Source organism: Patescibacteria group bacterium (genome assembly GCA_041667185.1).
Classification (GTDB): Bacteria; Patescibacteriota; Patescibacteriia; order SG8-24; family SG8-24; genus JBAYFM01.
In genome coordinates, this window is the sequence record JBAYFM010000002.1 from 19772 (window position 1) to 31985 (window position 12214).

A 12214-nucleotide genomic window follows, 5' to 3' on the forward strand; every position below is an offset into this window, starting at 1 on the left:
CTAACATCAAGAGATCAAATATGCAGATACCGCAACGCAAATCCGAACTTAACCGCAAATATGCCGGCGACGGCGATAATTTCCTCTCCGCCGAGGCCATCGCCGCTCTTCAGGATGAACTGCGCCGCCTCGAACGGTCGTTGCCGGCCGCGACCGAGGAACTGAATCGCACGCGCGACATGGGCGACCTGTCGGAGAATGCCGCTTATCAGGAAGCCAAACGGCGGCTCTTCGGCATGAACGGCCGGATGTTGGCGGTGAAGGAAAAATTGAAGAATGCCGTCGTGATCGAGCCCGGAACCGACGAACTCGGCCACGTCCGCATCGGCTCCACGGTCGAGGTGAGCTTCGGCGGCCGCGACAAAACTTACGTGATCACCGGTTCCCAAGAGACCGACCCGGCCGCTGGCCGGATCTCGCATCTCTCGCCGCTCGGTGCACTGTTGCTCGGCCGTCGCGCTGGCGACGAAGTGAAATTATCGGCGACCGGAACCGTTTATCTGATCCGTCAGGTCAGCTGACCGGCTTTCAGGAACGCGGCAATCCCAACCACTCCAGGCTGGGCATTTTTTTTATCGGCCGCTCCAGGCGATAACGCCAGTTGGGATCAGCGGTCGGTTTTTCGGTCCCGGGAATATTGATGCGTCTGGTCGAACCCAGCCAATCCTGAACCGGCACGATGACGCGGCGGGCCGGCGACGCGACCAGGGCTCCAATCAGCCGCCGGGCCATGATCCGGTGATCGGCACTGGACGGCACACCGACATGAGCGCAAAGCAACCGGCGCTCCGCGGCGGTCAGCAACCGCAGGTAGCCGACCAAGGTCTCGGTGTCATGGGTGCTGGTGTAGACCAGGCAGTTCTCGGGGTAAGCGGCGACGTCGGCGTAATTCCGTTCCAGGCGTCGGCGTTTTTCGTTATAAGCGAACCGCAGCTGCCGGATCCCGGGAATTTTCAGCTGCCGCAGGGTCCGGCGCAATCCTCGCAGACGATCGCCGGCGTCCTCCGCGAACAGTCCGAGTTTCAGGCCGCGGGCGCTGGCGATCACCCGGCGAAGCGCCGCCATGCCAGGTCCGGTGCGGATAGCGTCGCGGGACGGATCAATCGGATCCATGGCGCCGAAATTGAAGAACCCCTTGGCGTGATCCAGTCGCAACAGATCGTAAAAGCCGGCGTAAAAATCCAACCGCAGGCGCCAGAGTCGGAGAACGCGAGCCGGCCGCCGCCAATCATATAAAGGATGGCCCCAGACCTGCCGGCCGAAATGCGACCGCGGACCGTCGGGCACGCCGGACACGGCGCGCGACCGGCCATTCCGGTCGAGATCGAAACACTCCCGATGCGCCCAGACCAGCGGACTGCGGTTCGGCAGATAGAACGGCAGATCGCCGATGAGTTCGACGCCGGCGGCTGAAGCCGCGGCCCGCAACCCGAGGAAGGCCGTCCGCAGACGCCACTGGGTCAGGGCCTCGCGCCGCCAGCTCGCGTCCAGACGCCGCCGCCAGCGCCTCATGGCCTGCGGTTCGCGGTCGCGGATAGCCGCTTCCCAGACGGTCCAGTCATCGGTTCCGAAATGCGCAGCCAGCGCCGCGAACAACGAATAATCGTCGAGCCAGCCTCTGTTCTCGCGGACAAAAACGGACCACTGCCGACGCGTCGGCCGGAGGCGACGGCCCGCCGGCGGCAGATAACGCGTGCCGAAACCGATGCCATACCCCTGATACGGCGAAGACGCGCGTTTCACTCGCGATCCCGGCTCCAGATGGGTCTCCGAGAGCGGCAAAAGCTGCCAGGCTTTCTGCCCGGTCGCCTTGAGCCAGCCGAGAAAAACGATCCCGGCGGCCGTAGTGCCGGCCTCGGGCTTCTTTGACCGCCCGCCAGACTCCCACAGACAGGAAAGCGGTGCGGCGGTCCCGACGATCTTTGACATATTTTTCAGCATTCGAAGCTATGCCTGGAACGATATTTGTATTATAATGTTTTTATGGCGAAAAAAATACTCTTTCTCTCGGCTGAAGTGGCCCCGTTCGTCAAGGTCGGCGGCCTGTCCCAGGTGATGTATTTCCTGCCGCGGGCGCTGCGGCGCAACGGCCTGGACGTGCGGATCTTCACGCCGAAGTACGGCACGAGCAAACTGGCCGACGCGGCCGGCAAAAAACTGGAGCTCCAAAGCGACGTCCAAAATCTGGCCGTCCGCTCGGATGATGCCGAGTCGGAAAAGCCGCTGCTCTGCAACGTGCTGGCGCTCAGGGAACGCGGCGCCGACGCCCCGGTCTATTTTCTCGAGAATCGCGAATACTACGAACTTCGCGAGAACGTTTTCGGTTACATCGATGATCCGACGCGTTTTGCGCTGCTTTCGCGCAGCTGCCTGGAATGGCTGCGAATCCAGAAAGAACGGCTCGCGCGCGGCGACAAGAACGCCTGGTGGCCGGATATCGTCCATTGCCACGACTGGCACGCGAGCTACTTCATCGAAATGGCCCGGCGCCATCCGGATTATCGGGAACTGATGAAAAACACCTGCATCGTCCTAACGGTGCATAATTTCCGCTACCAGGGCGTCTACGATTTCCGCTTCATGCGCGAGGAAGAGAAGGACGACGGCGAAAAACCGCTCGCGCCGATCAGATCCAAGGAACTGGCCGGCCAGAACATCCTGCTGCGCGGCATCCGATACGCCGACGCGGTCACGACCGTGAGTCCGACTCACGCCCGCGAGATCCTGACGCCGGAGTACTCCGAAGGCCTGCTGGCGGTCCTCGCGCAGAACCAACAGAAGCTGCACGGCATCCTGAACGGCTTGGATACCGAAGAATTCGATCCGGCGGTCGACAAGCGCATCGCCAAGATCTACAGCAGCTACACGTATTTCCGCCGCAAAGAAGCCAACAAGACAGATCTGCAGAAAGCCTTCGGCCTGCCAATCGATCCGAACGTCCCAGTCATCGCTTTCAGCGGCCGCTTGACCTCGCAAAAAGGCATCGATCTGATCCTCGAAGCCGCGCCGCGCGTCTTTGAAGCCCGCCCCGACGCCCAACTCGTGGTGCTCGGCACCGGCGATGAACAGTTCCGGCAGGGTTTCACCGAACTCAAGAAACATTTCCCTAACAACCTCGGCCTGCACCTGTTCTCGAATTTCGAACTGCCGCGCAAGATCTTTGCCGGAGCCGACCTGATGCTCATCCCGAGCTCTTTCGAGCCCGGCGGTATCATCGCTCTTGAGGCGCTGCGCTACGGCTGCGTGCCGCTGGTGCGGCGGACCGGCGGACTGAACGACATCGTCACTGACTTCGATCCGAATTCCGGCGAGGGCAACGGCTTCTCTTTCCGCGAACGATCGGCCTGGGCGCTGTTCGGAGCCATCATCGAAGCGCTGGCCATCCATCGCCAGTCGACGCAGTGGCATCGCCTGGTCAGGAACGCCATGGCGAGCGTCGTGACCTGGGACGACGCGGCGGAAGAATACGAGAACTGGTATGAGCGCATTTGCACCGGCCGCCGGCCGCCACTGGCGCTGACCGACCGTTTCAGCAAGATACTCGGCAAGATCTTCAAGGCCGACAGCTGACCGCGCCGGCGCGAACTCCGTGATGATCAGGATAAGAAATCAAAGATCGCCAGCCTGAGCCGGCGATCTTTTTTGATCGGCTAATTTACTCGACTGGCTGAACCAATGGCGCGGCCGCCGGAGGCTGCGAAGCCTGGCCGAAACCCGCCGGCAGAATCTGGATGCTCTGAGCGGAAACACTGCCATCCTGATTCGAACTACCCATGATGCGGACGGAAACGCCAGCCGCCAGATCAGCGACTCCTGCCGGCTCAGTCTTCGTCACCTGCGTTTTTTCGGATAGGAACACCAACCTGGTTCCGCTGTTGGCGACCTTGACCGTGACGCTCTGTTCATCGAGTTTCAGGATCTCGCCGAGAATATTACCACCCAGCATCCGGCCGGTCGCGCGGGAGCCATTACCGCCGTCCATGCGGTCAAAAGTCATGTCGCCGCCAGCACCGCCTTGTAACCCGCTGCCGCGGACAAATAATCCGCCACGATCGCCGACGAAGCCAGCCAGTGATCTTTTGGCTGCTGTCCGCCCCAGAGCCCAACCTCCAGCAAAACTCCCGGCCGCCACGACGAGACAAACCGCTACCGCCGCTAACAGACACTTCCTATGATTTTTCAGGTCCATATCGGTCAGGGGCGCCGACGAGCGGAACCCGGTAAATATTATTCGTAGCGCAGGGCCACGATGGCGTTGAGTCCCGCCGCGCGGCGAGCCGGATAAAAACCGAAGATGATGCCGATGGCCGCCGAAACCCCGAAAGCCAACGCCACTGACTGGAAAGTGATCGTGGTGGTCAGGCCGCCGAACTTGGCGATCAGGATCGAGAGCAGCCAGCCGAAGAACACTCCGAACAAGCCGCCCAGGAACGTCAGGGTCACGGATTCGGCCAGGAATTGGGCGCTGATGGCCCCGCGCTTGGCGCCGATCGCTTTCCTGAGGCCGATCTCGCGGGTCCGTTCAGTGACGTTCGTGAGCATCATGTTCATGATGCCGATGCCGCCGACGAGGAGCGAGATTCCGGCGATGGCCGCGAGCAGTAACGTGAATGTGTTGGTCACCGAAGAGGCCGTGGCCACGATGTCCGCCTGGTTCATGATGCTGAAGTCGGCGAGCGTCGGGTCGGAAATATTGTGGCGCGCCAGCAGCAGGTCGGTAACCTGGGTCTGAAGGTCCGCCATCGACGCCTGGTCCGGAGCCTGGATGCTGATCTGGGTCACGTAATCTCCGCCGCCCAAGAAACGTTGCGCGGCGGAAAGCGGCACATAGATCATGTCATCCTGGCTGCCGAAGCCTGTGCCGCCCTTGGCCGCCGTCACGCCGATGACCTTGAACTCGACCTTGTTGATCCGGATCATCTTGCCGATGGACTCCCCGCCCTCGCCGAAGAGATCGTCCCTGGTCGTCGGGCCGATGACCGCCACTTTGGAGTAGCTCTGGACGTGCTGCTCGGTGATGAACGAACCGTCTTCGACCTCGATACTGCGGACGATCGCGTAATCCGGGACCGTGCCGACGACCTGGGTGTTGGTGTTCGTGCCCTTGGCCGCGATCTGATAGCGCTGCGAAACCTCCGGCGCCACCGCCTGAGCCTGGGCGATCTCACGTTTGATGGCGTCCGCGTCCGCCTGCGTGAGCGTCGTGGCCGAACCGCGGCCCGATCTCACTTCCATGCCGGCGCCGCGCTGGAAGCCCGGCGTCACCAGGATCAGATTGGAACCGATGGACTGGATGCGGCTTTCGATGGAACCTTGCACGCCCTGGCCGATCGAGACCATGGCGATGACCGACCCGATGCCGATGACGATGCCGAGGATCGTGAGCCCGGAACGGACCTTGTTGACGACGAGCGACGCGTAGATCTCCTGTAACAGATCAAGCGGGTTCATACGGCGCGGTGGATATGGCTTAAAGGTCCTTTGGGGTTGGCCGTATCCTTGATGATACGCCCGTCCTGGATAGTGATGATCCGGTCGGCATGTTCGGCAACGTAAGGTTCGTGGGTGATCAGGATGATGGTGTGATGGCCGTCGCGATTCAATTTCTGAAAAGTATCCAGGACGATGTCGCCGGTCTTGGTATCCAGATTCCCGGTGGGTTCATCGGCGAAAATGATGCTGGGATTGTTCACGAGCGCCCGCGCGATGGCGACGCGCTGCATCTGACCGCCGGACAACTGGTTCGACAGATGATGCCAGCGGTCTTCCGGCAGTCCGGCCGCACTCAGCGCCTTGGCTGCCCGCGTCCGGCGCTCGGACCGAGGCACGCCGGCATAAATGAGCGGCAAAATAACGTTCCTGAGCACCGTCGCCCGCGGCAACAGATTGAACGACTGGAAGACGAAGCCGATCTGATCGCGGCGGATCTCGGCCAGTTCATCGTCGGTCTGTTTCGAGACGTCGCGTCCGTTCAGTTTATAGGTCCCGGAAGTGGGGCTGTCGAGCGCACCCAGGATATGCATCAGGGTCGATTTGCCGGAACCGGAAGGACCCATGATGGCCACGAACTCGCCGGCCTCCACTTGGAAAGTGACGTTTTTCAGGACCTGAGTATCGACATCGCCGGAAACGTAGGCCTTACAGATCTTGTCGCATTCGATGAGGGCCATAGGTCAGTTTCCGAATCCGCCTACGCCCGGGATCCGCACGCCGCCGCGCGACTGGTTGCTCGCCGCACCCGCGGCGCCCGCAGCGGCGCTGGTCACGGTCCGCGTGACGATGATGTCGCCCTCTTTGAGGCCGCTCAAGATCTCGGTCGAGGTATCGTTGGCGAGGCCGATCTCAACGCTGCGGCGTTCCGGCGCCGCCGTCGAAGTGACGGTCCCGACCTCGGTCGCGCCGGGAAGGATCTCGACGTAGCGGCTGCCGTTGCTGCTCTTCACGGCCGCGTTCGGCGCTAACAGCACGTCCGGTCTCATGTCGATGACGATCGCTACGGAAACACTCATGCCCGGCTTGATCCGTTCGTCCTGATCGTCGAGCGCCACCTGCACGCCGTAATTGACGACGCCCTGGGTCGTGGTGCCGAGGGTGTCGATCTCCACCACCGCTCCGGTCATGGTGAGATCCTCGATGGCATCGAAGGTCACCGTCGCTTTCTGGCCGAGCTTGACCTTGGCGATGTCGATCTCATTGAGCGTGAGCGTGGCGATCTTCTGCGGCGTCACGAGCACGGCCAGGACCGCGCCCGACGAGACTGCGCTCCCTTTCTTGGCCGTGTCGCTGACCGAAGCGATGACGCCGTCGAACGGCGCCCGGATGCTGTAGTTGGCGACCTGTTCCCGCGCCGCACTCAAGGCATCTTCCTTCTGCGCCACGACATTGCGCTGTGACCTGATCTCCTGGGCGGTGTAACCGTCGCGCAGATCGGCCAGGGCGGCGCGCTTGGCCTCCAATGTTTCGGTAGCCACTCTGAAGGACCAATCGGCATCCGAGATGAGTTTGGGGGCGTTCTTCACAGCATCGTCGATCGCCGTCCTGCGGTCGCGCAATGCGCCCAGATCGGCATAAGCGGCCGTGATGTCAGCCTCAATCTTGGGCCGCATAGCATCGATGGTGGCGGCGATCTTCAGCGAGGCGTAATCATGCGCCACGATCGCGTCGTACATGCGCCGGGCGCTTTCCAGAGCCTGAGTGACGGAATCGGTCGTAGTCACCATCTGGCCGATGAGTCCGTAAATGGCGTCGCGCGGACTATCGCGCTTGATGCCGTTGAAATAAGCCGTGGTCTCGTCGAAAGCGTCGCGCGCGGCATAATAATCATCAACCGTATCCTGCACGAGCGTCGAATCGGATCCCAGGATCAGCCGATAAGAACGGACGTGTTCCTGTTCGCCCTGCGCATTTCCCAGGACATCCTTCAGATCCGCGAGGTAGTCGGCCAATTTGAACAAGGTCGTGGAAGTACCGTCGTAAGCGTTCTCATAAGCGGTCTGCAGCGCCTGGACGCCAATGGTCTCGGCATCGACCCGGTCGGACGCGGCCTGGCTCAGATCGCGTTCCGCCTGGGCGACGGCGGATTCGGCCGCGAGCAGCGTCTGGGCGTTCGGCGGAGCCAGCATGTCATCCAATTTGGCCTGGGCGTCGTCGAGCGAAACTTGGGCGTCGCGGATCGATTTCTGAGCGGTGCGGGAATCGAACGCGAACAGCAGATCACCGGTTCTCACCTGCTGATCCTTGACCGCGTACGTTCCAGTCAGGTCTCCGGAGACCTCGGCCTTGAGATCAACCTGATCTTTCGCCGCGATCTGGCCGGTGCCGGAAACGGAAATCACGAGCGTGCCGCGTTCCACGGCAGTGGTGGCGTACTTCACGCCGGCCGCCGACCCGCCGCCGAACCAGCGATAGCCGCCGTAGCCCAGAATAACTAGCACGACAGCGACCAAGGACGCGATTTTAAATTTACTGATCTTGAGCATCATAATGTTGGCGGTCCGCTTTAGCGCGGCGGCAGACGCCGTTCGAAGAACGGACCCGGCGGCGGTTCCTGCGGGAACACCCGGATGAATTTAGCAGCGATCTGGCCGGCCGTATCGGGCTCGCCGATGACCACGACCGAATCCTCGGTCGTCAGATCCTCCGCCCTGACCGTTTCGCGTCCGGCTCTGATGACGGTGGTGTCAGCGAGCAGCACGACCAGCTCCGCGCCGTCAACGCCGCGGATCACGAGCGTCCGGCCGTCGATCTTGATGATCGCGCCGGCGACGCCGTTCGCATTCATGAAATCACGCCCCTCGAAATCGCGGCGGAAATCCCCGGCGAAACCGCCCTGCGGACCGCCGAACATCTTGTGATAATTCTCGCCCCACTGATAAGAGAACCGCGCCTTACGGAATCCGACGGCCATGCCGGCCTGGAAGATAACGATCAGCAGGATCAGTCCGCCGATGGCGGCCGCGCCGATGCGGAACGACCGTTTTTTTAATAATTCATTCATAGGGTCAAAAATGATGAACGCTGCTTAAGACGCTCGATGGCGATCGCGCCGAGTCCGGCGACAAAAGCGAAGAGCGACAACATCGTCAAGGAAACGGCCGCCAAAGAACCGGCCAGACTCGTGACCGGCAGGGCTTCGAGCAAGGCGGACGAAAAGATCCCGAAATTATTCAGGACCATATCGGCATCAGTCGCGAGCAACGACAGGAACGACGTAACGCCGGCGGCAGCGGAATCGACCATGAGCTTGTTCATAGCTAAGACCGCGAGAGGCGCGGCTATCAAAAGACCGGCTGAACCCAGGATCAAGCGCCGCTGCACGGCCAAAAGCCGCTCTTCCCGGCGAATGCGGCTAATGATCCGATCGGCCAGAGCCGGCGGCGGCTCGACCGTTACATTGCGGCTGAATAAGGTCGCAAAGTCGTTCGACATAGGCTTATATCACTAATACGACCGGCGTCGTCTTTTTGGTGCGCCGATCCCGGCAAGAACTATTGATTTTGGTCCGCCAGCAGCTTTTTCAATCTGAGCAAGCCGCGCTGATAACGGCTTTTGACGGTATCCAGAGGCTCGGCCAGGATCTCGGCGATCTCGCGGAACGTCAATTCGCCGCGGTGGTGCAGGTCGATGACCTCCTGGAACGGCAGCGGCAGCCGACCCAGAGCCTCACGAAGCAGCCGCGCGTCGAGTGCCCGATCGAACAGCTCATCCGGCCAGGGCTCGGGATCTTCCGTAGTCTCGATCAAGACATTGCCGCCGTCTTCGGACTCGAACTCCGCGAAAGACACGGTACGCCTCTTCTTCAGCAGATCGAAGGTCGCGTTGCGGGCCACGCGATAAATCCAGGTCCTGAACGAGCGCTGCTGATCGAACCGGCGCAGCTGCCGCCACGCCTTGAGAAAAGTTTCCTGCACGGCGTCCTCGGCCTGTCCCTTGTCGCCGGCCAGACTCAGCGAATAATTGAACAACGGCCGCAGATAACGCCGGACCAATTCGTCAAAAGCTTCGGCACGGCCGGATAAATAGTCGGCAACGAGTTGTTCATCGGTTACCATGGGCGGAATTCTCGCATAAAAATCGGCCTTCAACAAGAAAAATCCGGATGACTCGCGCCGGCCGTGCATCAAAAACAGGGCCGCTAGCCCTGTTTTCTGACGCGTTTCAACTGAGGCGCACCATGCCTGACCGAGCTTTGCTGCCGACGAGCGGCAGACTGAAGTAGAAAGTCGTGCCCACATCCTCGGTGGATTCTAACCAGATGCGGCCGCCGGAGACCTCGACGATCTGTTTGGCGAAATATAATCCAAGACCAGTCCCCTCCTCGGACTTGCCGACGATGTTACTCGCACGGAAAAATTTGTCGTAGATGCGTTTTTGATCGCTCAACGGAATGCCGTAGCCATTATCCTTGATCAGCGAAATCAGTTCTTCGCCTTTTTTCTCCAGCCGCACTTCTATTTGCGCGCCCAGCGGCGAATATTTGATCGCGTTCGTCAACAGATTCTTATAGACCTCCCGAATCAACAGCGGATCGACGCTGATGACCGGCAAACCATCCTCGGATGTGAAAGCGATATGTTGCTTCTTTTTCGCAGCCGCCGCAGTATTTTCCCTGATCACGCCCACGGCCAGCGCGGCCAGATCAGTGGGTTTGGGATCGATCGTCAGCCGCCCGGATTCGATGCGCGTAATGTTCAGCAGTGACTTCACGAGCTCGGTCAGCCCCCGGGTCACGTCGGCGATATCGTTGATTGCCTGCGTTTCCTCCGGCTTCCGCGCAGACGACGCTTCGCTCAGCATTTCCACCGCCCATTTCAAAGCCGTGAGTGGCGTCTTCAGCTGGTGGACGGCGATATTGATGAAGTCCGTCTTCATCTGGTCGATCTTCACCTCCTGCGTGATATCGCGAACCGTCGCCTGCAAGACGTCCATGCCCTCATGGCGCATAGGCGTCAACAGCACGTTGGCGAAAAAATCAGTGCCGTCGGCTCGCTGGTGGATCCAGTTGAAAAAGTTGTGCCCCTCTTTGAGCGCCGTCGCGATCTTCTCATTGGCGGCGATGTGGGATTCGCGGCCATCGGCCTGATGAGGCGGCGAAACGTCGCCTGGATGTTTACCGAGGAATTCCTCCCGGGTCTTGTAGCCGAAGATCTTCAGGGTGGCGTTGTTGCAATCAACGAATTTCTCCGGCGTCAGCAGCATCATGGCATCCTCGGAATTCTCGAACAGGACGCGATATTTTTTCTCGCTCTCGACCAAGGCATCCTCGAATTTCACGCGCTCGGTGATATCACGGAAGACCATGAGAGCGACAAGTTCGCCAGTCTCCAGGTCCGTTTTAACGATCGATATTTCGACCGGAAATACCGCTCCGTCCGGCCGCTTGAGATAAGGGTGGTCATGTCCGGCATGCGAGGACGACTTGTGTTCGGATAGCACACCGGGCCCGAATACCGCGAGTGGCTGATGCTCCTCCGGCAAGGCGACGCCTTTCTGGTCAACGATCATCCAATGGATGCGGTAATCCTGACCGAGACATTCGGCCTCATTCCGACAGACCGAATCGACCGCGAATTTATTGGCGAAGAGGATCTTGCCCGATTCGTTGAAAGCGACCACTCCTTCGCCGATGTTCATGAGTAATTTTTCGCGTTCTTCGGCCCGGTGCAATTCATTGAGTTCACCGGTGCGTCGCAGCCTCCTGGCCGACAACAAGCGTTCGATCACGAAAAAAATCAGCGGATACAGCCCCAGTAGAATAATGCTGATTGTCCGGACCTCATCCAAATCGTTGCTATATAATTTCTTGAACGCGTTGATCTCGATGTCAGTGGCTATAAAAGCGACGATCTGGCCACTCTTGTCGTACTGCGACGCGAAAGCGGAATAGAACGATCCGAATTCGTCGGTATACGGGCCGTAAAGCTGCGGTGTGCCGTAGCGGATGGTGTCTAACAAGGCCTGAGGAGGCCGCTCATAGATGGTTCCAGGCTCGTGACGAGACGGATCAGTGGGCATCGAAGAATCAACAATGAATTTGATTTCGCCATCGACCACTTTCATGGCATAGATGTTCCGAATCCCATACTCTTTCTGCATCACGCCAACCAGCTTCATGTAATGCTGTTGCAACTTGTCGTAGTTGGAATTCTGACCCTCGACGACCGGCAGACCGGTAAAAAGTTCGGCATCAGTAGCGGCTACGACCAATTCGTTATTAGCCAGAAGCTCCTCTCCGGCGTATTCATTCAGCTCATTTCCGACGTTGAACATCCAAAAAAGACAGGCCGCGATCAACATGACCAGTCCTATCGTAAAGATTGCTGCCAGCTTGAATTTTCTATTCATATATATATAATAGCATTTTTTTCAACATCCGCACAACCTGCAGCAAAAACTAAAAACCCGGGCTCCAGGGCCCGGGTCAGATATTATTTTTAACGCTCTTTCAGCAGGCCGATGATCTCATCGAGTTTGAGTTCGATGGCGACGAGCCGATCCGGCTGCCCCGGAGCCATTACCGGTCCGGCCGCCGCCGCTTCGCCTTCGGCGCGGGCCGTGGCTCCGCAGCCGCCGTTGCGTTTGTCGCAGGACCAGAAAGCCGAATATGGCTTGTTCTTGGCCCGGCTGAATCCGGCGGGAATGAGCTTCATTTCGGAATCGCACTTTTCACAGATCTTCGTGATCATACACGGATAACCGATGATTTTGATTTAAT

Annotated in this window: 12 protein-coding genes; 2 read left to right on the plus strand and 10 right to left on the minus strand. The window is 59.7% G+C overall.

Annotated features, from left to right (window positions below; all coding sequences use genetic code 11):
* Nucleotides 1–20: 20 nt before the first annotated feature.
* Entirely contained in the window at nucleotides 21–521 is a 501-nt protein-coding gene (locus WCT10_00760) for a GreA/GreB family elongation factor (protein ID MFA6603353.1), read from the plus strand.
* 7 nt (nucleotides 522–528) lie between these two features.
* Here WCT10_00760 and WCT10_00765 read toward each other — a convergent pair whose 3' ends face one another.
* A complete protein-coding gene (locus WCT10_00765; GenBank protein ID MFA6603354.1) occupies nucleotides 529–1929 on the minus strand; it encodes a 4-alpha-glucanotransferase in 1401 nt (466 codons plus the stop codon).
* 54 nt (nucleotides 1930–1983) lie between these two features.
* On the opposite strand from WCT10_00765, the gene WCT10_00770 reads away from it, so the two are divergent.
* Nucleotides 1984–3570, plus strand: coding sequence for a glycogen/starch synthase (locus tag WCT10_00770; protein ID MFA6603355.1), 1587 nt, complete (start codon nucleotides 1984–1986; stop codon nucleotides 3568–3570).
* 85 nt (nucleotides 3571–3655) lie between these two features.
* Here WCT10_00770 and WCT10_00775 read toward each other — a convergent pair whose 3' ends face one another.
* The 9 genes from WCT10_00775 to WCT10_00815 form a co-directional block, all read right to left on the minus strand.
* A complete protein-coding gene (locus tag WCT10_00775) occupies nucleotides 3656–4189 on the minus strand; it encodes a hypothetical protein (GenBank protein MFA6603356.1) in 534 nt (177 codons plus the stop codon).
* Nucleotides 4190–4227: 38 nt separating this feature from the next.
* On the minus strand, nucleotides 4228–5451 hold the full coding sequence (locus WCT10_00780; protein ID MFA6603357.1) for an ABC transporter permease: 1224 nt from the start codon (nucleotides 5449–5451) through the stop codon (nucleotides 4228–4230).
* Complete coding sequence (locus tag WCT10_00785; GenBank protein ID MFA6603358.1) at nucleotides 5448–6170, minus strand: ABC transporter ATP-binding protein; 723 nt, start codon at nucleotides 6168–6170, stop codon at nucleotides 5448–5450. Before WCT10_00785 ends, WCT10_00780 begins: the two co-directional genes overlap by 4 nt.
* 3 nt (nucleotides 6171–6173) lie before the next feature.
* Entirely contained in the window at nucleotides 6174–7982 is a 1809-nt protein-coding gene (locus tag WCT10_00790) for an HlyD family efflux transporter periplasmic adaptor subunit (GenBank protein MFA6603359.1), read from the minus strand.
* Between the two features lie 17 nt (nucleotides 7983–7999).
* Nucleotides 8000–8497 (minus strand): hypothetical protein, encoded by a 498-nt coding sequence (locus WCT10_00795; GenBank protein MFA6603360.1) that lies wholly within the window; start codon nucleotides 8495–8497, stop codon nucleotides 8000–8002.
* Nucleotides 8494–8928, minus strand: a complete 435-nt coding sequence (locus tag WCT10_00800; GenBank protein MFA6603361.1) for a hypothetical protein — start codon at nucleotides 8926–8928, stop codon at nucleotides 8494–8496. Before WCT10_00800 ends, WCT10_00795 begins: the two co-directional genes overlap by 4 nt.
* A 59-nt stretch (nucleotides 8929–8987) precedes the next feature.
* Entirely contained in the window at nucleotides 8988–9551 is a 564-nt protein-coding gene (locus WCT10_00805) for a sigma-70 family RNA polymerase sigma factor (protein ID MFA6603362.1), read from the minus strand.
* 106 nt (nucleotides 9552–9657) lie between these two features.
* Nucleotides 9658–11844, minus strand: coding sequence for a PAS domain-containing sensor histidine kinase (locus tag WCT10_00810; GenBank protein MFA6603363.1), 2187 nt, complete (start codon nucleotides 11842–11844; stop codon nucleotides 9658–9660).
* 89 nt (nucleotides 11845–11933) lie between these two features.
* On the minus strand, nucleotides 11934–12185 hold the full coding sequence (locus WCT10_00815) for a hypothetical protein (protein ID MFA6603364.1): 252 nt from the start codon (nucleotides 12183–12185) through the stop codon (nucleotides 11934–11936).
* Nucleotides 12186–12214 lie beyond the last annotated feature (29 nt).

Bases quoted from the DNA above. Each gene is read 5' to 3' on its own strand.
- WCT10_00760 (MFA6603353.1), top strand. From the start codon at position 21: ATGCAGATACCGCAACGCAAATCCGAACTTAACCGCAAATATGCCGGC.
- WCT10_00765 (MFA6603354.1), bottom strand. From the start codon at position 1,929: ATGTCAAAGATCGTCGGGACCGCCGCACCGCTTTCCTGTCTGTGGGAG.
- WCT10_00770 (MFA6603355.1), top strand. From the start codon at position 1,984: ATGGCGAAAAAAATACTCTTTCTCTCGGCTGAAGTGGCCCCGTTCGTC.
- WCT10_00775 (MFA6603356.1), bottom strand. From the start codon at position 4,189: ATGGACCTGAAAAATCATAGGAAGTGTCTGTTAGCGGCGGTAGCGGTT.
- WCT10_00780 (MFA6603357.1), bottom strand. From the start codon at position 5,451: ATGAACCCGCTTGATCTGTTACAGGAGATCTACGCGTCGCTCGTCGTC.
- WCT10_00785 (MFA6603358.1), bottom strand. From the start codon at position 6,170: ATGGCCCTCATCGAATGCGACAAGATCTGTAAGGCCTACGTTTCCGGC.
- WCT10_00790 (MFA6603359.1), bottom strand. From the start codon at position 7,982: ATGATGCTCAAGATCAGTAAATTTAAAATCGCGTCCTTGGTCGCTGTC.
- WCT10_00795 (MFA6603360.1), bottom strand. From the start codon at position 8,497: ATGAATGAATTATTAAAAAAACGGTCGTTCCGCATCGGCGCGGCCGCC.
- WCT10_00800 (MFA6603361.1), bottom strand. From the start codon at position 8,928: ATGTCGAACGACTTTGCGACCTTATTCAGCCGCAATGTAACGGTCGAG.
- WCT10_00805 (MFA6603362.1), bottom strand. From the start codon at position 9,551: ATGGTAACCGATGAACAACTCGTTGCCGACTATTTATCCGGCCGTGCC.
- WCT10_00810 (MFA6603363.1), bottom strand. From the start codon at position 11,844: ATGAATAGAAAATTCAAGCTGGCAGCAATCTTTACGATAGGACTGGTC.
- WCT10_00815 (MFA6603364.1), bottom strand. From the start codon at position 12,185: ATGATCACGAAGATCTGTGAAAAGTGCGATTCCGAAATGAAGCTCATT.